The sequence below is a fragment of the Kluyvera sichuanensis genome, from assembly GCF_014218705.1.
Classification (GTDB): domain Bacteria; phylum Pseudomonadota; class Gammaproteobacteria; order Enterobacterales; family Enterobacteriaceae; genus Kluyvera; species Kluyvera sichuanensis.
Window position 1 is genome coordinate 43,873 of sequence record NZ_JABBJF010000001.1, and the last position, 19,991, is coordinate 63,863.

Below are 19,991 nucleotides of genomic sequence, written 5' to 3' on the forward strand. Positions count from 1 at the left end.
CCGATGCGGTTGTTCATAGCGGAAAAACCGAGCCTGGCTCGCGCCATTGCTGACGTGCTGCCGAAGCCCCATCGTAAGGGCGACGGCTTTATCGAATGCGGCAACGGTCAGGTCGTGACCTGGTGTATTGGCCACCTTCTGGAGCAGGCGCAGCCTGATGTCTATGACAGCCGCTATGCGCGCTGGAATCTGCAGGACCTGCCGATTGTGCCGGAAAAGTGGCAGCTACAGCCCCGGCCATCGGTCACCAAACAGCTCAACGTCATTAAGCGCTTTCTGCATGAAGCCAGTGAAGTCATCCACGCGGGTGACCCCGATAGAGAGGGGCAACTGCTGGTGGATGAAGTGCTGGACTACTTGCAGCTGTCGGCGGAAAAACGTCATCAGGTGCAGCGCTGTCTAATCAACGACCTGAACCCACAGGCGGTGGAACGGGCGATTTCCCGCCTGCGCGCCAATAGCGAGTTTATCCCGCTGTGCGTGTCGGCGCTGGCCCGCGCCCGTGCCGACTGGTTGTACGGTATCAATATGACTCGCGCCTATACCATTCTTGGGCGTAATGCGGGCTATCAGGGCGTACTCTCGGTTGGGCGTGTGCAGACCCCGGTGCTGGGGCTGGTGGTGCGCCGCGATGAAGAGATCGAACATTTCGTGTCGAAGGATTTCTTCGAAGTGAAAGCGCACATCGTCACACCAAAAGACGAACGCTTTACCGCCACCTGGCAGCCGAGCGAAGCCTGCGAGCCGCATCAGGATGAAGAAGGGCGTTTGCTGAACCGCGCGCTGGCCGAGCACGTGGTGAAGCGTATAGGTGGGCAGCCCGCGCTGGTTACCGCCTACAACGATAAGCGTGACTCCGAACCCGCGCCGCTACCGTTTTCGCTATCGGCCTTGCAGATTGAAGCGGCCAAACGCTTTGGCCTCAGCGCACAGAACGTGCTGGATATCTGTCAGAAGCTGTACGAAACCCATAAACTCATCACCTATCCGCGTTCCGATAGCCGCTATCTGCCGGAAGAACATTTCGCCGGTCGACATGCGGTGATCAACGCTATCGGCGTACACGCCCCAGATTTGCTGCCGCAGCCGGTGGTGAACACCGATACCCGCAACCGCTGCTGGGACGATAAAAAGGTCGACGCTCACCACGCCATTATTCCTACGGCGCGGGCCAGCAAGGTTAATCTCACCGACAACGAAGCGAAGGTTTATAACCTCGTCGCACGTCAGTATCTGATGCAGTTCTGTCCGGATGCGGTGTATCGCAAGTGTCAGATCGATCTCGATATTGCCAACGGTAAGTTTGTGGCGAAGGCGCGTTTCCTGGCGGAAGCCGGCTGGCGCACGCTGCTGGGGGCGAAAGAGCGCGACGAAGAGAACGACGGTACACCGCTGCCGGTGGTGGCGAAAGCGGATGAACTGCTGTGTGAAAACGGCGAAGTGGTAGAGCGACAGACGCAGCCGCCGCGCCATTTCACCGACGCCACGCTGTTGTCGGCAATGACCGGGATTGCCCGTTTTGTGCAGGATAAAGATCTGAAGAAGATCCTGCGCGCCACCGACGGATTAGGTACCGAAGCGACGCGTGCCGGGATTATCGAACTTCTGTTTAAGCGCGGTTTTCTGACCAAGAAAGGGCGCTATATACACTCGACCGATGCGGGAAAAGCGCTGTTCCATTCGCTGCCGGAGATGGCTACACGTCCGGATATGACGGCGCACTGGGAGTCCACGTTGACGCAAATCAGCGAAAAGCAGTGCCGCTATCAGGACTTTATGCAGCCGCTGGTGGGCACGTTGTTCCAGCTTATCGAGCAGGCGCGCAGTACGCCGGTGAGACAGTTCCGTGGATTAGCAGCGCCGAGCGGTGCGAAGAAATCGTTCAGTAAAGGCAAAGGGAAGAGTAAGAAACCGACGGCAAGCCCGGAACAAGACGCATAATCGCCCCGACTGCCTGATGATGTTTTCTGGAGAAATGTAGCCCGGCCGAGCGAAGCAACGCCGGGGAAAACCCGGAGTTGGCGCTAAAGCGCTGCGTCCGGGCTACCGACAAGATTAAATCACGCCCTGCGCCAGCATCGCATCGGCCACTTTCACGAAGCCTGCAATGTTTGCACCGCGAACGTAGTTGGTCTGTGCAGATTCACCGCCGTGCTCAACGCAGGCGTGGTGGATATCCAGCATGATGTGGTGCAGACGCGCATCCACTTTCTCCGCTTTCCAGCTCATACGCGCCGCGTTCTGCGCCATTTCCAGGCCAGAGGTTGCGACACCGCCGGCGTTCGCTGCTTTACCCGGTGCGAACAGCACGCCCGCTTCGAGGAACAGGTCGGTTGCTTCGATGGTGGTTGGCATGTTGGCACCTTCCGCCACGGCCTTCACGCCGTTGGCAATCAGCACGCGTGCCGCGTCAACGTCCAGCTCGTTCTGGGTCGCGCACGGCAGCGCGATATCCACCGGCACGCTCCACGGCTGCTGACCTTCCAGATAGACCAGACCAAATTCGCGCGCATAATCGGCTACGCGACCGTCGCGGCTGGCTTTAATTTCGCACAGACGCGCCAGCTTCTCTTTGGTGAAACCTGCTTCATCAACCACGGTTCCGCTGGAATCGGAGGCAGTCACTACGCGGGCGCCAAACTCCATCGCTTTTTCGATGGCGTACTGCGCTACGTTGCCGGAACCGGAAACCGCGACGCGCATTCCTTCAAAGCCCAGGCCGTGACGCTTAAGCATCGCTTCAGTGAAGTACACCAGACCGTAGCCAGTCGCTTCCGGGCGAATCAGGCTGCCGCCAAACGACAGGCCTTTGCCGGTAAACACGCAGGCGGTGTCGTTGGAGAGTTTTTTCATCATCCCGGCCATAAAGCCGACTTCACGCCCGCCCACGCCGATATCGCCCGCCGGAACGTCGGTGTCTGAACCCAGATGACGATAGAGTTCGGTCATCAGCGACTGGCAGAAGCGCATCACTTCGCCTTCGCTTTTACCTTTCGGATCGAAGTCAGAACCGCCTTTACCGCCGCCCATAGGCAGGGTGGTCAGGGCGTTTTTGAAGGTCTGTTCGAAGCCGAGGAATTTGAGAATAGAGAGGTTTACAGACGGGTGGAAGCGCATTCCCCCTTTGTACGGCCCAATCGCCGAACTGAACTGCACGCGCCATGCGCGGTTAACCTGTACCTGATTGCGGTCGTCTACCCACACGACGCGGAACTGAATAACACGCTCAGGCTCAACTAATCGCTCCAGCAGAGAGAGCTGGCGATAGCGCGGGTTCTGTTCCAGAAACGGCCAGAGCGTTGTCATGACTTCACGGACAGCCTGAGCAAACTCGGTCTGGTGTGGGTCGCGTTGTTGAACATGAGCCAGGAAGGAATCCAGGGAGCAAACCTTATCCATAAGTATAAGTACCTCTTATGATTGTAGATGTATGTAGTTGTTATGGTTGTGTTTAATAAAGTGTCGTTTTTCGACTATATCATTACCCGGCTAACGTATGACAAGTAAATTCCAGGACCAAAATAAAATTAATACTCGGGAGGGGGTCATAACTAAAAACGATGATGTAAAAAACTTAAGCTCGCCCTGAATTTGGTCGATAGTATTAAGAGAAGATTTTTCAGGAGATTAAGGGATGAAAACGTTCTGGATAGCGGGCGCTCTGGCGCTGTTTTGTCATGCGGCGCAGGCGCGGCCGCAGCTTGAGGTGAATGTCCCGCCAGAGGTGTTCAGCAACAGCAACACCACCCAGCGGGCGCAGCCGTGCACCCAGTGCTGTATTTATGAGAACCAGAACTACTCGGAAGGGGCGGTGATTAAGGCTGAGGGCGTGCTGTTACAGTGTCAGCGCGATGAGCGAACCATCAGCACGAATCCGCTGGTCTGGCGTCGGGTAAAGCCATAAACGCCTCAAGCAGCGGCACATCGGCGGGGGCCAGCGCATAGCTAAAGGCCTCTTCTGGCGTGCACCACACAAGCGCACTGTGTTCGCGGGCGATGATTTCACCGTCAAAATGGGGCACGTGCCAGGCGTGAAGATGAATGATTCTCCCGGAGACTTCACGCTGGTGGCTGGCAACGTAACGGCCAGGCCAGGCGCGGATCGCCAGCTCTTCCTGTAGTTCGCGCACCAGCGCTTCCGGCTGGCTTTCGCCGGCCTCAACTTTTCCCCCCGCGAACTCCCAAAGCCCGGCCTGATCGGCATGTGGAGGGCGCTGGGCCAGCAAAATTTTGCCGTTTTGTTCGATAATGGCGGCAACAACATCAATGGTTTTCAGCATAGCGGTCAAAGACTTGATAAAAGGAATGCCATATTATCGCTGCTTTGTTGTTAGCTAAAGCCTTGCAGGAGTCTCCGGGTGAAAAATAAACAACCCTGGGTGCAACCGCTCAGTCAGTTACCCCTCAGTCTGAAACCTATTGTTGCCATGCAGCAGAAGCATTACGGCAGCGTATTGAATCCCACCCGCTGGTGGGGGCGAATGCCCCGGCTCTTCTGGTTAGTGGCGCTGTTTGTTGGCTATCTGGAGCGTAAAAAAGCGCGTCTGGACCCCACGCTACGGGCGCTGTTGATGACCCGCGTTTCCCAGCAGTGCGACTGCGCATTTTGCATTGATGCCAACAGTCTGCGTCTGGCACAGCGTAGCGGGGCGATGGATAAAGTGCTGGCGCTGGGCGATTGGCAAACCTCGACGCTGTTTTCTCCTGCTGAACGTGCGGCGCTGGGCTACGCTGATGCGATGACCGCGACGCCGCCGTTAATTTCTGTAGCACAGAAAGAAACGTTACACTGTCACTTTAATGATGAACAAATCACGGAGATGACCGCGCTGGTGGCATTTCAGAATTTGTCGGCGCGCTTTAATACTGCGCTGGAGATCCCTTCACAGGGGCTGTGCCGCACGACGGGAAAGCACGATGCTGGATAAACATCTTCACCCGCGCCTGAAGCCACTGTTGAACCGCACTGCGCAGGCGCTGGATAAACCCGGTATTTCCGCCGACGGCATTACGCTGCTGGGCTTTGCGATTGGCGTTTTAGCGCTGCCGTTTCTGGCGCTGGGCTGGTACGGTGCGGCGCTGGTGGCCATCGTGGCAAATCGGTTGCTCGACGGGCTTGACGGTGCGCTGGCCCGGCGGCGTGGGCTGACGGATGCCGGCGGCTTTCTGGATATCGCCCTCGATTTTCTGTTCTACGCGCTGGTACCGTTCGGCTTTATGCTGGCAGATCCGACGGCGAATGCCCTGGCGGGGGGCTGGTTGCTGTTTGCGTTTATGGGCACCGGCAGCAGCTTTCTGGCGTTTGCGGCGCTGGCGGCGAAGCATCAGATTGATAACCCAGGCTACGCCCACAAATCGTTTTACTACCTTGGCGGTTTAACCGAAGGCACTGAGACGATTTTGCTGTTTGTGCTGGGCTGCTTGTTTCCGGCGTGGTTCGCGTGGATGGCGTGGATCTTTGGCGCGCTGTGCTGGCTGACGACGTTTAATCGGGTGTGGGGAGGGTACATGACGCTGAAGAACCTCCAGCGTCATAAAGAGACGGATTAGCGAGAACTGTCCGGGCCGCGATCGCCGGTGGAAACCGGGTTTTTAGGGTTGCTGCTCCACTCGTACCAGCCGCCGTCGTAGACGCTGACGTTCTGCCAGCCCATCGCACGGGCGTACATAAAGGTCTCAGACGCGCGCCAGCCGGTGCCGCAATAGAAGGAGACCTGCTGGGTTGGCAGAATGTTCCAGGATTTCCACATCGCTGCGATATCGTCTGCGCTGCGCATGGTGCCGTCCGGGTTATGGAAATCTTCCATATGGGTGGAGTCGCTACCCGCATGGCCCCAACGAGCGCCAGCAATCTCACCTTTTGGCTTAATGTAGCTGTAGCCGCTGGTGGTGCCGATAAATTCCGGCCACGAGCGAATGCTGACCAGCGACGCATCCTGACGATGCAGCAGGCTGCGCGCCTGTTCCATATCCAGCATCAACTGCGGTTGGGCGGGGATGGTGATGCCGAAGTCTGGCGCCGGAGCCACGTCTTTCGGCAGGCCGCGTTCCACCGGCAGACCTGCATCGGACCAGGTTTTCCAGCCGCCGTCCAGCAGGCGCACATCTTTCACGCCCGCATACAGCATAATTTGTGCGACACGCGCCGCCGCATAGACATCGCGACCGTAAAGAATAACGGTGGTGTCATGGCGGATGCCGTGTTTCGCCAGCATCGCTTTGAGCTTATCGTCAGAAACCTTATTCCACAGCGGCTCGCTTTCCACCTCGTTGGTGTCGATATAGTCTGCGTTCGGAATATGGCTGACCAGGTAAAGTTTCGGCGCGCCCCAGGCAGCTTCAATCACTTTAACGTCGCCCGCCGGTTTTGCCGGAACGTTTTTTCCCTGCTGTAAATCATGCAGCCACTGCGGGTATACCAGTTGTTCGAAGTGCGGCAGCTTTTGCAGGCGGTCTGGCTGCTCCAGCGCATCGCTCAGGGTGGAGATATTGTTGAAGCCCGCGTGTTTCAGACGTTTGGCGACCGCCTCGTTGTCTTTACTGTCGCCGTAAAGTGCGATGTCGGTGGTTTTACTCAGCTGATGCTGCTGCGCCCACGCGCTAAGCTGCTCGTCGTTCATCGCGGAGAGCCAGCTAGCGGAGAGGTTTAACGCGCCCGGTTCGTGGCCCTGCGTGCCGTTGGCATGCTGAGGCCAGCCGTTGTAAAACGCGCTCATGCGCGTATCAATGGCGGTGCCATTTTGCTGCAGCAGGTGGGTCAAGGTTAAGGTTTTTGCCGTTTCGGCAGCAAAGACAGAGGAAGCGAGGCCAAGCGCAACGGCCAGCGCGGTCAGTTGAGAAACACGTTTCATCAAATCATCCGACGAGGAAAAAAGGAGCATCATTCTGAACCTCTAGAGGGGGAAATACCTTGCGTTAACGCAGTATTTCCCGCGTCAATGCCAGTTTGCTAACTGCAAACAGACGGCGTCGGTGGGGACATCATCCGGGTCGTGAGTCACCTGCACCACGGGAATGTGTAACTGGCGGAGTTCGGCGAACACCCATTGGCGAAAACTGCCGCGCAGCGGCCCGTCGAGGCGGCTAAATGGCTCATCCAGCAGCAGCGCGTCGGGTTCTGCCAGCAGCGCGCGCAGCAGCGCTACGCGGGCGCGCTGGCCACCGGAAAGGGTGGCCGGGTCACGACGATAAAAACCGTCCAGCCCCGCCTGCGCCAGCGCCAGCTCAACGCGAGGCTGGCGGGCATGACGGGTAACGGTCGCGGGCAGCGCTAGCTGCAGGTTCTGCCCGACGCTCATATTGTCGAACAGCAACGCGTCCTGGAACAGCACGCCGATGCGCCGTTTCTCAGTAGGTAGCGGATCGCAGCGGCGGCCGTTAAGCCACAGTTCGCCTTGTGCGCGAAAGGCGCCATCGAGCGCGCCGACCATCCACGAAAACAGCGTCGACTTTCCGCAACCAGACGGCCCCATCAGCGTCACAATTTCGCCCGCCGCGACGGTGAAGTTAACCTCGCGCAACAGTGGCTGACCGCCGAGCGTGAGCGTCAGATTGTTGACCTGCAACATTAGCGTAATCCCCGGCGTAAATGGCCGATACGGCGCGCCAGCAGCGCGGTAAGTAAAAAGAAGCCCATCGGCAGCAACAGCTGCCATAGCGCCTGGGCGGCAAGCGTCGCGGTTACGCCGCCGCTGCTCAGCGCCACGGCTTCGGTGGTCAGCGTGGGCACGCGTCCACCGCCAAGCCATTGGGTGGGCAGATACTGGGCGATACTCACGGAAAAGCCGACCGCCAGCGCCGACAGCAGCGGGCGAACGATCAGCGGGCACTTCAGCCGTAGGAAAATCGCCCCACGCTGCCAGCCAAGCGTTTTTGCCAGCAGTATCTGGCGCGGGTCAATTTTCTGCCAGGCCGGGCGAAGTACAAACAGCATCCATGGCACTACCCACAGCAGATGCCCCCACAGCACGGTAGCGAACTGCCCATCGAGCCAGCCATAAAGCGCCAGTTGATATTGTCCTGCGGCCAGCGGCAGTGCGGGTAACAGCAGCGGAAGGTTGAGCCAACCCTGTACCCGGCGTGGCCCCCATTCCAGCCACAGTAGGCAGACCACCGCACCGATCGGCGCGGACAGCAGCCCCAGCCACAGACTGTTGTTGAAGGTATCGGCATCGGGCAGAGTGGCGTGCGCTTGCAACATCAGAAACAGGGTACAGACTAATCCGCTGAGCGGCAGCAGCAGGCCGACTATTCGTCCTGGGGCTTGCGAGAAACTGGGGCGTCGTACGCCGTTCAACCTGGGCAGTCGTCGTTGCCAGAGCGACCAGAGGCCTGCGGCGGTACCGGCAAGTAGCGCCAGCAACACCAGTAACAGCAGGCAGGTCAGTTCACCTTTGACCTGATCCTCTGGGGCTGCCGAATTCAGCCATTGCCAGGCCAGCACCGCCAGCGTCGGCGGGTTACCGGGGCCGATAATCGTCGCCACGTCGACCACCGACAGCGTCCAGGCCGCGGTGGCCAGCAGCGCCACCTTGAGCGAGGGCATCAATGCCGGAAGAATAACCCGGGTCAGGCACTGCCCGCGCCCGTAGCCGAGGCTTTTAAACACCACCACCTGTTCTGCCAGCCGGCGTTCGCCGAGTAGCGCCCAGCACACCCACAGTAAAAAGCCGCTCTCTTTGACCGCCAGCACCAGACCCAGCCCGATACCGTAACGGTCCTGAAATGGGCTGAGCATCGGCAGCAAACGATAGAGCGCGCCGCCTTCGGCAAACAGCAATAGCGCGCAGGTGGCGAAAGCCACGTGCGGTAGCGCCAGCAGCCAGGGCAGCCGGGAAGAGAGCCGCTGCCAGCCCGCAGAAGGCCAAAGCGTCGCGATGACCAGTAGCGCCAGCACCAGCGCGCCACCAACCGAGAGCAGCGTGGAGACGATCGTCGCGGTCAGTGCCTGTATCAGCTGCGGGTCGGTGAGCAGTTGTTGCCAGTGGGCGAGCGAAAACGCTGGTCTTAACAGCAGACCGGCAGCGGGAAGCAGGGGCAGATAGATAATCAGCATCATGCCCCAGCAAAGTAGAATCAGTGCGTACCGTAACGGCGCAGCCATTCCTGCTCCAGCGCATTCACCCAGGCAGCGTGCGGCTCAGCCAGTACTTTCGGCGCGTGTTCCGGGATAAGCGATTGCAGCGTTTTTTGCTGTTCGGGACTTAGCTTTGCCGGATCCAGCACGCTGGGGTCGCCCCATACCGCTGGATCGGCCTTGCGCAACTGTGCTTCAGGGGAGAGCAGGAAGTTTGCCACCACCTGCGCCCCGGCGCTGGCGGAAGCGTTCGCCGGAATTGTCACGAAGTGCACGTTGCCCAGCATGCCGCTCTGGAAACCAAAGCTGTAGCTGTCCTTCGGCAGTTCGCCTTTTGCCACTTTCTGCTTCGCGTGCATCGGGTTAAAGGTGAGGGAGAGGCGCAGCGAACCGTTGCTCAGCATAGCGTCCATTCGCGCCGGTGAAGGGGGGAAATCTTTACCATTGCGCCACAGCAACGGGTGCAGCGTGTCAAGATAGGCCCACAGCGGTGCGGTGACGGCAGCAAAGGTCTTTGCCTGCGGCGGCTGTTTCAGCGCATCCGGCTGGGTGGTGAGGTTGATTAACAGCTGCTCAAGCAGCGCAGTGCCGGTGAAGTCGGGTGGGCGCGGGTAGGTCACCGTGCCGGGATGGGCTTTGGCAAATTCGAGCAGCGCCTGCGGTGAGTCCGGCGGCTGCGGCGTTTGCTGCTGGCGAGCAATAAAGGTCAGCTGTGCGCTGCCCCATGGCGATTCTGCGCCTTCCACCGGTACCGAGAAATCTTCCCGCACCGGTTTGCTCACATCCACATAGCGCCAGTTCGGTAACTGCTCCGCCCAACCGGTACGCAGCAGGTTGGCCTCTTTCAGCGCGCGGAAGTTTTCACCGTTGACCCACAACAAATCGACCGATCCGTTAGTCTTACGCCCGGCCTGCGCTTCGGTCTGAATGCGCTTTACGGTGTCTGCCGCATCGGCAATGTGTACGATGCGCAGGTTAATGGCGTAATCACGCTTCACTTCACCGCTCACCCAGTCAAGATAGTGGTTCACTGCTTCATCGCCACCCCAGGCGTTAAACCAGACGGTTTGCCCTTTGGCCTCGTTTTCCACCTGCTGCCAGCTTTGCGCGTGAACCGTCAATGGACTCAGCGCCAATAGGCCAAGCCCCAACAGCCCAGCGCGCAGGCGATGTACATCTGCGTGATAACGCATCAGGAATTCCTCTTTTGTCGTTCATGATAGAACGTCTTAGCGACAACGATAACGATAGTCAGTGCGAACAAAATAAACAGCCCGGTGACAAACCAGAAGGTGCCGCCGGTGAGCAGGCTGCCGACCCATGAATAGACGATGGTGGCGGGAAGCTGACCAATACCTGTGGCGATAAAAAAGTGGCGAAAGCGCAGCGACGTCAGCCCGGCGGCGTAGCTCACCGGGTCGAAGGGGACGAAAGGCAGCAGGCGGCAGACTAAAATGGTGTGCTTGCCGTAGCGTTCAAAGAAGCCGTCTATGCTTTTAAGCACCATTTTTCCGGTCAGCTTTTCGACCACTCCGCGCCCCATCAGCCGGGCGATGTAGAAGCATAGCGCGGCACCGGCCATCGAGCTGGTCCACGAGAGCACCGCGCCCCAGAATGCGCCGAACAGCGAGGCATTGGCGAAGGTGATAAGAAAGGCGGGCAGTGGGGCGGCAACGGCCTGAAAAATCATCAGTACAAAGGAGACGGCGGCGGCCTGTGATCCATAGGAGTGGATAAACCGCTCGATGCCCTGCTGGTCGACGGCGAGAAACGCGGTCAGGCTATGATCGATAAACGCATTCACGCTCGGAATACACCACCAGGCCAGCAGCAGCGCAATAAACGCGGTGAGCAGCAGCAGACGGAAAAACAGCGTGGCGTTGCGTGATGCCATCAGCGCTCCTCCTCGGAAAGGTCAACGCGTCTATGCCGGGCATAGCGTTTGGCCGCCTGCACCAGCGCAAACAGCGCCAACCCGGCGAGGCTCAGTTTGAGGATAAACGCCAGCGTCAGGCCGTGTGCCGCCAGTTCGCTTGCCATCAGCGTATAGATAAAAATTCCCGGCAGCGTGGTCAGCGCAGAGATCAGGGTATAGGGCCAGAAGGGGATGGCAGTCAGTCCGTAGGCGTAGTTTTGGATATTGTACGGAAAGAGCGGAATGAGCCGGGTAAGAATCAGAAAGTCGATACCGCTGCGGGCTATGCCCCGTTCAATCGCCTGAAAGGTGGCGGTGTGCCCGACGTATTTAAGCAGCAGCGCGCGCCCGAGCCAGCGGGCGAGCAGGAAGGAGAGCGCCGAGGCAGCAGTGGCGGCAATCAGCGACAGCAGCGTGCCGAGCCATGGACCAAAGGCAATGCCACCGACCAGCACCAGCACGCTGCCGGGCAGCAGGCATACCGTGGCGAGGATAAACAGGGCAATGTAGATGATGTAGCCAAGCGCGCCGCTTTGGCGGACCAGTTCCTGCAGGTGGCGGAAGTTGGTGACCAGGTCAGCGAGGTCGAAGGTGTGGATCAGGATAGCGAGCAGGCTGATGACAGCGACAATGAGCAGGAGCTTAGTGGCTGTGTGGTAGTGACTTCTTTTGCATGGGGGTCCTCCTGCCGGGAAGAAAAAGTGCGCGCGACGGTATTATAGATTAGTGGTCACTGCAAGATATTAGCGTTGGTTTATTGATTTTGCTCAGAATTTTTCATTGTAGGTTTCGGGTTGGGTGCGGGGTTCGGTTTGGATCATCACTCTGTTGCGCTCCCTTCCAGCGCTAGCCATATAAATTGTATTGGCGCAGGGAGCGCGCAAGGGGCGGCCAATCGCCGCCGCCCCCTGCACCCCCGGGCTCTGGCGGCAAAATCGCCGCTTCGCGGTTCCCTCAGCTTATCCCTTCCGGCTTCGGGTCGGGCGCGAGGCAACGTCCCTGTAAAACCGCGCCCTCAGCCCACATCCATGTGGGCTGACCCGGCCTACAGGGAACGCTTCGGCGATTTAGACGCCACCCAAAACCGTGCGGTCTTTTAGTTAACAGCAAAAAACAGTCTTTCTGAAACCGATGAGTCCCCGCTGGAAATCGGCGAGCCGTAGCACGGAAGACAAGGTCAGTCCGCCATGGATGGCGGACTGAGGCGAACCGAGACAGGACGTCGAGTTTCGCCGTGCCGCAGGCTGGAGTCGTAGGCGAGCGCAGTGCGAAGCACCGATTTCCCTGCGGGGCCGCGGGGATTGCCAAGGGGTGCGCGGCCGCACCCCTTGGCCCGTTCACCGGTGATGGAACTTCATATTCCACCTAACGTAAAGTGAACGGAACAGGTGCACTAAACTAGCAAATACGAGCTTATTTAAACGTTGCCCACACCGGTGCATGGTCCGATGGCTTCTCCATCCCACGGATCTCATAATCAATCCCCGTCTCCACGCAGTGCGCCGCCAGCGGCTGGCTTGCCAGCAGCAAATCAATACGCAGCCCACGATTATCGTCAAACCCTTTGGAGCGGTAATCAAACCACGAGAAACGATCGTTGGTTTCTGGATTGGCATTACGGAACGTATCCACCAGACCCCAGCCCAGCAGACGCTGCATCCACTCGCGCTCTTCCGGCAGGAACGAGCACTTACCGGTGCGCAGCCAGCGCTTACGGCTATCTTCGCCAATCCCGATATCGAGATCGGTCGGGCTGATGTTCATATCGCCCATAATCAGCACCGGGTTCTCTTTACTCAGACGGGTTTCCAGATAATCCTGCAAATCCTGATAAAACTTGGTTTTGGCCGGGAATTTGGTTTCATGGTCGCGGCTCTCGCCCTGCGGGAAATAGCCGTTCATCACCGTCACGTTGCCGAAGGGTGACGGCACTTCGGCGATGATCAGACGACGCTGCGCCTCGGGATCATCGGTCGGGAAACCACGGTGCACGGCAATCGGTTCGGCTTTGGTCAGCAGCGCAACGCCATAGTGGCCTTTTTGTCCGTGGTAGAACACGTGGTAACCGAGCTTCGCCACCTCTTCCAGGGGGAACATGTCGTCGTGAACCTTGGTCTCCTGCAGGCCAATCACATCAGGCTGATGTTTTTCAACGATGGCTTGCAGTTGATGAGGGCGGGCGCGCAGGCCGTTGATATTAAAAGAGACAAATTTCATAGTGGTCGTCACTTTACCTGGTGAATTGTGACGGGATAGTAGCAGAATTTAACGTACCTCGCTGCCTTCGCCCGGCGGTATCGCCAATTTCTTTTATTACCGCTGCCATGTTGCAGAGCAAAAACTGCACCAGATTGAGGCAATCTGCGCCGTAATAAGGCGTAAATCTACGATAAATTTCGCAGTTGATCACAAATCCAGAATGATATTTTGTGGATGCATAATATTTCTTAATTTCGCCCTGCAATCATCGCCTGATGTCACTAATATTCACTTTTTATGCATTTGTGGTGAATAAGCGCCTTTTGTAACTCATTGATATTTCGTTATCGAACCTCGTTTATGCATTTTTACCTCTCGCTGGCACGAACCGTGCAATCTACATTTAAAGGGAAAAACATCAATTCATTAACATAAAATAAACCATTTATTTACTTATCGAGGTCGCTATGTCTCAGTCAATCAGCCGTCAAAATTTTGATCAGTGGATGATGCCGGTTTACGCCCCGGCAGCGTTTATTCCTGTTCGCGGTGAGGGGGCCTGGTTGTGGGATCAAGAGGGCAAAGGCTATATCGATTTTGCTGGCGGTATTGCGGTGAATGCCCTGGGGCATGCGCACCCGGCGATGGTCCGCGCCCTGACCGATCAGGCGACGAAGTTCTGGCATACCGGCAACGGCTATACCAATGAGCCAGCGTTGAAACTGGCTAAGCAGCTGATTGACGCCACCTTTGCTGACCGCATTTTCTTCTGTAACTCCGGGGCCGAGGCCAACGAAGCGGCGCTGAAAACGGCGCGTAAGTTCGCCCACGACCGCTTCGGTGCGCATAAAAGCGGCATTGTAGCCTTCAAGAATGCGTTCCACGGCCGCACGTTGTTTACCGTTACCGCAGGCGGGCAGCCCGCCTATTCTCAAGACTTTGCGCCGCTGCCGCCGGATGTTCGCCACGGGGTTTATAACGATCTTGAGTCTGCGCGCACGCTGATTGATGACAGCACCTGTGCGGTGATCGTTGAGCCGATTCAGGGCGAAGGTGGGGTGATCCCGGCGACGCTTGAGTTTTTACGTGAGCTGCGCGAGTTGTGCGATCGCCATCATGCGGTGCTGATTTTCGATGAGGTGCAGACCGGCGTGGGCCGTACCGGCGAACTGTACGCCTATATGCACTACGGCATCACGCCGGATCTGCTGACCACCGCGAAAGCGCTGGGCGGCGGATTCCCGATTGGTGCGATGCTGGCGCGCGAAGAGATGGCGAGCGTCATGACCGTCGGTACCCACGGCACGACCTACGGCGGTAACCCGCTGGCCTGCGCGGTGGCAGGTGAAGTACTTTCCATTATTAACACGCCTGCGGTGCTGAGCGGCGTCAAACAGCGCGAGCAGTGGTTTAAAGAACGGCTACAGGCCATCAACACCCAGTTTGGGTTATTTAAAGAGATACGCGGCATCGGCTTGTTAATTGGCTGCGCGCTGCGTGACGAATACGCCGGGAAAGCGAAGCAGATAAGCCTGCTGGCAGCGGAAGAAGGGCTGATGGTGCTGATTGCTGGGGCAAACGTGGTGCGTTTTGCCCCAGCGCTCATCGTCAAAGAAGAGGACGTGACGCTCGGTCTCAACCGTTTCGCTGCGGCCTGTGAACGTTTTGTCGCGGGAGAGTCATCATGATGATTATCCGTCCCATCGCGTCCGGCGATCTGCCCGGCCTGCTAAAACTGGCAGGAAAAACCGGCGGCGGGTTGACCTCACTGCCGCAGGATGAACACACGCTGGCGGCGCGAATTGCTCGCTCGCAGGCGACCTGGCAGGGCACGCTGCCGCGCGGCGACCAGGGCTATGTGTTTGTGATGGAAGATACCCGCAGCGGCGACGTGGTGGGCGTGTGCGCCATCGAAGTGGCCGTCGGCATCAACGACCCCTGGTATAACTATCGAGTAGGGACGCTGGTGCATGCGTCAAAAGAGCTGAACGTCTATAACGCGCTGCCAACGCTGTTTCTGACCAACGATCACACCGGCAGCAGCGAACTGTGTTCGCTGTTTCTCGACCCGGAATGGCGTAAAGAGAGCAACGGGCACCTGCTGTCATCCTCACGTTTTCTGTTTATGGCGGCGTTCCGTGACAGCTTTAACCACAAGGTGGTGGCAGAGATGCGCGGGGTGATTGACGACCACGGCTATTCACCGTTCTGGGAGAGCCTTGGTAAACGCTTTTTCTCGATGGAGTTTGCTCGCGCGGATTATCTCTGCGGCACCGGGCAGAAGGCGTTTATCGCTGAGCTGATGCCAAAACACCCGATCTACACCGATTTTCTCAGTGAAGAGGCGCGGGCGGTGATTGGGCAGGTGCATCCGCAAACGGCGCCCGCGCGCGCCGTGCTGGAAAAAGAGGGCTTCCGCTACCGTGACTATGTCGACATTTTTGACGGCGGCCCGACGCTGGAGTGCGATATCGACCGCGTACGGGCGGTGCGTAAAAGCCGTCTGGTGACGGTGGTAGCAGGTGAACCGGCAGGGGCCGATTTACCGCTCTGCGTGGTCGCAAACGAACAGTATCAGCACTACCGCGCAATGCTGGTTCATGCCGACCCACAGGCAGATGTACTGACCCTGAACGCCGAGCAGTCCGATGCCCTGAACTGTCACCCGGGCGATGCCGTTCGCCTGGTGCGCTTATGCCCTGAGGAGAAAAAATAATGAGCCTATGGATAAATGGTTGCTGGCTGTCTGGTCATGGCGAGGCGCGTCGCAGCGCCAACCCGGTGACGGCAGAAGCGGTATGGCAGGGCAATGACGCAGATGCTGCTCAGGTTGAGCAGGCGGTTGCCGCCGCGCGTTCGGCGTTTCCCGCCTGGGCGCGTCGGCCGTTTAGCGAACGTCAGGCAATCATCGAAGGCTTTGCCGCGCTGCTGGAGGCCCATAAAGTCGCACTAACCGACACTATCGCCCGCGAAACCGGCAAGCCGCGCTGGGAAGCTGCCACCGAAGTCACGGCGATGATCAACAAAATTGCCATCTCTATTAAGGCCTACCATAGCCGTACCGGGGAGAGCCATACCGACATGGCCGACGGTGCGGCGACCTTACGCCATCGTCCGCACGGCGTGCTGGCGGTATTTGGCCCCTATAACTTCCCTGGACATCTGCCAAACGGCCATATCGTACCCGCGCTGCTGGCGGGCAATACGCTGGTGTTTAAGCCGAGTGAACTGACGCCTGCGTGCGGCGAGGAAGTGGTTAAGTTGTGGGAGCAGGCTGGCTTACCGGCGGGCGTGCTGAATCTGTTACAGGGAGGCAGGGAAACCGGTGAAGCGCTCAGCGGCCAGTCGGGGCTCGACGGCGTGCTGTTTACCGGCAGTTCGGCAACGGGGTTCCATCTCCATCGCCAGCTTGCCGGGCAACCACAAAAAATGCTCGCCCTGGAAATGGGTGGCAACAACCCGCTGATTGTCGATGACGTTGCCGATCTGGATGCCGCGGTGCATCTGACCATTCAGTCAGCGTTCGTCACCGCCGGGCAGCGCTGCACCTGCGCGCGCCGCCTGCTGGTGAAACGTGGCGCGCAGGGCGATGCGTTTCTTCAGCGGTTGGTTGAGGTGACGGGGCGCATTATGCCGGGCGCGTGGAACGCCGACCCGCAGCCGTTTATCGGCGGGCTTATCTCGCCGCTGGCCGCGGAGCGAGTCTACCAGGCCTGGCAGATGCAGGTAGAAAAAGGCGGTAAAACGCTGCTGGCACCACGATTACTTAAGCCGGGAACGTCCCTGCTGACACCGGGGATAGTTGAGCTCAGCGAAGCGCACGACATCGCCGATGAAGAGGTCTTTGGGCCGCTGCTTGGGGTATGGCGTTACGATGATTTTGATGAGGCGATTCGGTTGGCTAACGCTACTCGCTACGGCCTCTCCTGCGGGCTTATTTCGCCGGATCGTGAACAATTTGAGCGCCTGCTGCTGGAAGCACGCGCCGGGATCGTCAACTGGAACAAACCGCTGACGGGTGCGGCGAGCACCGCGCCGTTCGGCGGCACCGGAGCCTCTGGTAATCATCGCCCCGGTGCATGGTACGCCGCGGACTACTGCGCATGGCCAATGGCCAGCCTTGAATCACCGCTGCTGACGCTACCTGCGACCCTCAACCCTGGGCTTGATTTTCAGCACGAGGTGCCATCATGAACGCCTGGGAAGTGAACTTTGACGGCCTGCCGGGGTTAACGCACCATTACGCCGGGCTGTCGTTTGGCAATGAAGCCTCGACGAAGCATCAATATCAGGTCTCTAACCCGCAGCGTGCGGCGAAGCAGGGACTACGAAAGATGAAAGCGCTGGCGGACGCGGGATTTCCGCAAGGGGTGATCCCACCGCAGGAACGACCGAACGTTGCGCTGCTGCGCCAGCTTGGTTTTAGCGGGCGCGATGAGCAGGTGATCGCCAAAGCGGCTGCGCAGTCGCCGGAGTTGCTGAGCGCCGCCAGTTCGGCCTCGGCGATGTGGGTGGCGAACGCGGCGACGGTTTGTCCTTCAGCGGATGCGCTGGACGGCAAGGTGCACCTGACGGTGGCAAACCTGAGCAGCCTGCTGCACCGCGCCAGTGAAGCGCCGACCACTCAGGCCATTCTGGAGGGTATTTTTGCTAACCCTGACCATTTCGCGGTGCACCGCGCGCTGCCTTCGGTGGCGGCATTCGGGGATGAAGGGGCCGCTAACCACAACCGCCTGGGGCGCGACTACGGCCAGCCGGGCGTGCAGCTGTTTGTCTATGGTCGTGACGGTGGGCAGGGCAACCAGCCGCAGCGCTATCCGGCTCGGCAAACGCGGGCGGCAAGCGAGGCGGTGGCCCGGCTGAACCTGCTCAACCCGAATCAGGCGGTTTTTGCCCAGCAAAATCCGCAGGTCATCGATCGTGGCGTGTTCCATAATGATGTTATCGCGGTAAGCAATCGCCAGGTGCTGTTCTGCCATGCTGAAGCCTTTGTGAATCAGTCCGCGCTGATGGGCGAACTGGCGCAGAAAGTGCCGGGGTTTACGCCAATAGAAGTTCCATCCTCCAGGGTAACGGTGGATGACGCGGTGTCGACCTATCTGTTCAACAGCCAGCTGCTCAGTAAACCTGACGGCAGCATGATGCTGGTACTACCGGGTGAAGCACAGGAGCATCCGCGGGTGTGGCGTTATCTTAACGATCTGCTGGCGCAGGATAATCCGATAGACGCACTGCGGGTGTTCGACCTGCGTGAAAGTATGGCCAACGGCGGCGGCCCGGCCTGTCTGCGTCTGCGCGTTGTGCTTACCGAAGCTGAACGCCAGGCGGTGAATCCAGCGGTAATGATGAACGACACGCTGTTCGCCACGCTGAACGATTGGGTTGATTGCTACTACCGGGACCGGCTAACTCAGGCCGATCTTGCCGACCCGCAGCTATTGCAAGAAGGACGAGAGGCGCTTGACCGCTTAACCCAGATACTGCGTCTGGGCTCGCTCTACCCGTTCCAGCGCTAAGGAGGCGGTATGAAACAGTTTCTGGCCTTGACGCTTGCGGGGAGGCTGCCGGAGCAGCCTGAGGGCGACACGGCGCACTTCCACTGGGAGTGGCGTGAAGCTGGCGTGCTGCAACTGACGCCGCACGAGCCCTGCTCACAGGCGCTGGTGCTGTCAGCGGGCATTCATGGCAATGAAACCGCCCCGGTGGAGATCGTCGACTATCTGCTGAACGCACTTTTAAACGGTGAGCTTAAGTTGCGCTGGCATCTGCTGGTGGTACTGGGTAACCCACCGGCGCTGCGCGATAACAAGCGCTATTTGCACAGCGATATGAACCGCATGTTCGGTGCGCGCTGGCGGCACTTCCCCGTCAGCGACGAAACCATCCGTGCTGCCAGCCTTGAGCAGACCGTCATCGCATTTTATCAGCGCTGCCCGGCTGAAGTGCGCTGGCATCTGGATTTACATACTGCTATTCGTGGCTCGCATCATCAGCGCTTCGGCGTGCTGCCCGCGCAGGAATCGCCGTGGGAACCGTCGTTTTTACGCTGGTTGGGTTCCGCAGGTCTACAGGCGTTGGTGTTTCATCAGTCGCCCGGCGGTACCTTCACTCACTTTAGCTGTGAATATTTTGGCGCGCTGGCCTGTACTCTTGAACTGGGGAAAGCCAAACCGTTTGGGCAAAATGATCTAAATCAGTTTGCGCTGGTAACGCGGCAGCTCAGGCATTTGCTGGCGGGGGAGATGGGTGGCGGCGCTGATACGGTGCCGCTGTATTATCGTGTGGTGCAGCAGATTACCCGTCGCAGCGCCGACTTCCGGCTGTATATGTCAGCGCAGACGCTAAACTTTACCCCTTTTGCTAAGGGGACGCTGTTGGCGGAAGACGGCGATACGCGTTATGTGGTGTCATCGCCCTGCGAATATGTGCTTTTCCCTAACCCTGATGTCGCATTGGGCCTGCGGGCGGGATTGATGCTGGAACGTTGTCCACCAGCGGATTAATTAAACTGGGCCGCACGCGGGGGCGCTGCGGCTTTGATTATTTGTGCCAGGATTTATTGCGGATTATTCTTAAGGTTGTGCTTTATTATTAATCATGGCTGCTTTATACTTCTTCAAAATCTCTTCTTAATCAGCTAGTTGATTATTTTTGTTGCAACTCTCCACATTTCTTCCTTAATTTCCTCATAATTGGCACGAAATCGTTTTTTACACTTTCATTGTTTTACGCACGCTCTGATTAATTGACGATAAACCCCGTAAAGTTAATCTCGTCAACACGGCGATGCGCCGTCAGAAT

Annotated in this window: 19 protein-coding genes; 10 read left to right on the plus strand and 9 right to left on the minus strand. The window is 58.4% G+C overall.

Features of this window, described 5'->3' with window-relative positions:
* The first annotated feature begins 3 nt into the window (after positions 1-3).
* Positions 4-1,941 carry a DNA topoisomerase III gene (locus HII27_RS00210; protein ID WP_185665979.1) on the plus strand — a complete coding sequence of 646 codons (1,938 nt, stop codon included), beginning with the start codon at positions 4-6 and terminating at the stop codon, positions 1,939-1,941.
* A gap of 114 nt (positions 1,942-2,055) precedes the next feature.
* On the opposite strand, the gene gdhA is transcribed toward HII27_RS00210, so the two are convergent.
* Entirely contained in the window at positions 2,056-3,399 is a 1,344-nt protein-coding gene (gene gdhA, locus HII27_RS00215) for an NADP-specific glutamate dehydrogenase (protein WP_185665980.1), read from the minus strand.
* 235 nt (positions 3,400-3,634) lie between these two features.
* On the opposite strand from gdhA, the gene HII27_RS00220 reads away from it, so the two are divergent.
* Positions 3,635-3,904 (plus strand): YnjH family protein, encoded by a 270-nt coding sequence (locus HII27_RS00220; protein WP_185665981.1) that lies wholly within the window; start codon positions 3,635-3,637, stop codon positions 3,902-3,904.
* On the opposite strand, the gene HII27_RS00225 is transcribed toward HII27_RS00220, so the two are convergent.
* Positions 3,864-4,280 carry a pyrimidine (deoxy)nucleoside triphosphate diphosphatase gene (locus HII27_RS00225; RefSeq protein ID WP_317983826.1) on the minus strand — a complete coding sequence of 139 codons (417 nt, stop codon included), beginning with the start codon at positions 4,278-4,280 and terminating at the stop codon, positions 3,864-3,866. The genes HII27_RS00220 and HII27_RS00225 overlap by 41 nt on opposite strands.
* Before the next feature lie 78 nt (positions 4,281-4,358).
* Between HII27_RS00225 and HII27_RS00230 the strand changes: the two genes are divergently transcribed.
* Positions 4,359-4,928 (plus strand): carboxymuconolactone decarboxylase family protein, encoded by a 570-nt coding sequence (locus tag HII27_RS00230; protein ID WP_317983827.1) that lies wholly within the window; start codon positions 4,359-4,361, stop codon positions 4,926-4,928.
* Entirely contained in the window at positions 4,918-5,550 is a 633-nt protein-coding gene (locus HII27_RS00235) for a CDP-alcohol phosphatidyltransferase family protein (protein ID WP_185665982.1), read from the plus strand. Before HII27_RS00230 ends, HII27_RS00235 begins: the two co-directional genes overlap by 11 nt.
* On the opposite strand, the gene HII27_RS00240 is transcribed toward HII27_RS00235, so the two are convergent.
* The 6 genes from HII27_RS00240 to HII27_RS00265 all read right to left on the minus strand — a co-directional run bounded on the left by HII27_RS00240 (position 5,547) and on the right by HII27_RS00265 (position 11,611).
* The gene (locus HII27_RS00240) at positions 5,547-6,851 is read right to left on the minus strand and encodes a sulfurtransferase (RefSeq protein WP_185665983.1); all 1,305 of its coding nucleotides are present in this window, start codon (positions 6,849-6,851) and stop codon (positions 5,547-5,549) included. The two genes, HII27_RS00235 and HII27_RS00240, sit on opposite strands and share 4 nt — an antisense overlap.
* An 84-nt stretch (positions 6,852-6,935) precedes the next feature.
* Positions 6,936-7,568, minus strand: coding sequence for an ATP-binding cassette domain-containing protein (locus tag HII27_RS00245; protein ID WP_185665984.1), 633 nt, complete (start codon positions 7,566-7,568; stop codon positions 6,936-6,938).
* On the minus strand, positions 7,568-9,103 hold the full coding sequence (locus tag HII27_RS00250) for an ABC transporter permease family protein (RefSeq protein WP_185665985.1): 1,536 nt from the start codon (positions 9,101-9,103) through the stop codon (positions 7,568-7,570). Before HII27_RS00250 ends, HII27_RS00245 begins: the two co-directional genes overlap by 1 nt.
* Positions 9,076-10,269 carry an ABC transporter substrate-binding protein gene (locus tag HII27_RS00255; RefSeq protein ID WP_185665986.1) on the minus strand — a complete coding sequence of 398 codons (1,194 nt, stop codon included), beginning with the start codon at positions 10,267-10,269 and terminating at the stop codon, positions 9,076-9,078. Before HII27_RS00255 ends, HII27_RS00250 begins: the two co-directional genes overlap by 28 nt.
* Positions 10,269-10,970: a TVP38/TMEM64 family protein gene (locus tag HII27_RS00260; RefSeq protein ID WP_185665987.1), complete on the minus strand. Its 702-nt coding sequence runs from the start codon at positions 10,968-10,970 to the stop codon at positions 10,269-10,271. Before HII27_RS00260 ends, HII27_RS00255 begins: the two co-directional genes overlap by 1 nt.
* The gene (locus tag HII27_RS00265; protein WP_317983829.1) at positions 10,970-11,611 is read right to left on the minus strand and encodes a TVP38/TMEM64 family protein; all 642 of its coding nucleotides are present in this window, start codon (positions 11,609-11,611) and stop codon (positions 10,970-10,972) included. The genes HII27_RS00260 and HII27_RS00265 overlap by 1 nt, the downstream gene beginning before the upstream one ends.
* Between HII27_RS00265 and HII27_RS27060 the strand changes: the two genes are divergently transcribed.
* A complete protein-coding gene (locus HII27_RS27060) occupies positions 11,525-11,713 on the plus strand; it encodes a hypothetical protein (protein WP_223883116.1) in 189 nt (62 codons plus the stop codon). The genes HII27_RS00265 and HII27_RS27060 overlap by 87 nt on opposite strands.
* A 691-nt stretch (positions 11,714-12,404) precedes the next feature.
* Here the strand turns inward: HII27_RS27060 and xthA are convergent.
* On the minus strand, positions 12,405-13,208 hold the full coding sequence (gene xthA / locus HII27_RS00270) for an exodeoxyribonuclease III (protein ID WP_185665988.1): 804 nt from the start codon (positions 13,206-13,208) through the stop codon (positions 12,405-12,407).
* A gap of 449 nt (positions 13,209-13,657) precedes the next feature.
* Here xthA and HII27_RS00275 point away from each other — a divergent pair, with 449 nt between their 5' ends.
* Genes HII27_RS00275 through astE form a run of 5 tightly spaced genes read left to right on the plus strand, consistent with a single transcriptional unit; the run spans position 13,658 to position 19,693 of the window.
* Positions 13,658-14,878: an aspartate aminotransferase family protein gene (locus HII27_RS00275; protein WP_185665989.1), complete on the plus strand. Its 1,221-nt coding sequence runs from the start codon at positions 13,658-13,660 to the stop codon at positions 14,876-14,878.
* Positions 14,875-15,906, plus strand: coding sequence for an arginine N-succinyltransferase (astA, locus tag HII27_RS00280; protein ID WP_185665990.1), 1,032 nt, complete (start codon positions 14,875-14,877; stop codon positions 15,904-15,906). The genes HII27_RS00275 and astA overlap by 4 nt, the downstream gene beginning before the upstream one ends.
* Positions 15,906-17,384, plus strand: coding sequence for a succinylglutamate-semialdehyde dehydrogenase (gene astD, locus HII27_RS00285; RefSeq protein WP_185665991.1), 1,479 nt, complete (start codon positions 15,906-15,908; stop codon positions 17,382-17,384). Before astA ends, astD begins: the two co-directional genes overlap by 1 nt.
* On the plus strand, positions 17,381-18,706 hold the full coding sequence (gene astB / locus HII27_RS00290; RefSeq protein WP_185665992.1) for an N-succinylarginine dihydrolase: 1,326 nt from the start codon (positions 17,381-17,383) through the stop codon (positions 18,704-18,706). Before astD ends, astB begins: the two co-directional genes overlap by 4 nt.
* 9 nt (positions 18,707-18,715) lie before the next feature.
* Positions 18,716-19,693 (plus strand): succinylglutamate desuccinylase, encoded by a 978-nt coding sequence (gene astE / locus HII27_RS00295; RefSeq protein WP_185665993.1) that lies wholly within the window; start codon positions 18,716-18,718, stop codon positions 19,691-19,693.
* Positions 19,694-19,991 lie beyond the last annotated feature (298 nt).

Coding starts and splice junctions, on each gene's coding strand:
- HII27_RS00240 (WP_185665983.1), bottom strand. CDS start 6,851: ATGAAACGTGTTTCTCAACTGACCGCGCTGGCCGTTGCGCTTGGCCTC.
- astD (WP_185665991.1), top strand. CDS start 15,906: ATGAGCCTATGGATAAATGGTTGCTGGCTGTCTGGTCATGGCGAGGCG.
- xthA (WP_185665988.1), bottom strand. CDS start 13,208: ATGAAATTTGTCTCTTTTAATATCAACGGCCTGCGCGCCCGCCCTCAT.
- HII27_RS00260 (WP_185665987.1), bottom strand. CDS start 10,970: ATGGCATCACGCAACGCCACGCTGTTTTTCCGTCTGCTGCTGCTCACC.
- HII27_RS00225 (WP_317983826.1), bottom strand. CDS start 4,280: ATGCTGAAAACCATTGATGTTGTTGCCGCCATTATCGAACAAAACGGC.
- HII27_RS00245 (WP_185665984.1), bottom strand. CDS start 7,568: ATGTTGCAGGTCAACAATCTGACGCTCACGCTCGGCGGTCAGCCACTG.
- HII27_RS00275 (WP_185665989.1), top strand. CDS start 13,658: ATGTCTCAGTCAATCAGCCGTCAAAATTTTGATCAGTGGATGATGCCG.
- astE (WP_185665993.1), top strand. CDS start 18,716: ATGAAACAGTTTCTGGCCTTGACGCTTGCGGGGAGGCTGCCGGAGCAG.
- HII27_RS00210 (WP_185665979.1), top strand. CDS start 4: ATGCGGTTGTTCATAGCGGAAAAACCGAGCCTGGCTCGCGCCATTGCT.
- HII27_RS00255 (WP_185665986.1), bottom strand. CDS start 10,269: ATGCGTTATCACGCAGATGTACATCGCCTGCGCGCTGGGCTGTTGGGG.
- HII27_RS00250 (WP_185665985.1), bottom strand. CDS start 9,103: ATGGCTGCGCCGTTACGGTACGCACTGATTCTACTTTGCTGGGGCATG.
- gdhA (WP_185665980.1), bottom strand. CDS start 3,399: ATGGATAAGGTTTGCTCCCTGGATTCCTTCCTGGCTCATGTTCAACAA.
- astB (WP_185665992.1), top strand. CDS start 17,381: ATGAACGCCTGGGAAGTGAACTTTGACGGCCTGCCGGGGTTAACGCAC.
- astA (WP_185665990.1), top strand. CDS start 14,875: ATGATGATTATCCGTCCCATCGCGTCCGGCGATCTGCCCGGCCTGCTA.
- HII27_RS00235 (WP_185665982.1), top strand. CDS start 4,918: ATGCTGGATAAACATCTTCACCCGCGCCTGAAGCCACTGTTGAACCGC.
- HII27_RS00220 (WP_185665981.1), top strand. CDS start 3,635: ATGAAAACGTTCTGGATAGCGGGCGCTCTGGCGCTGTTTTGTCATGCG.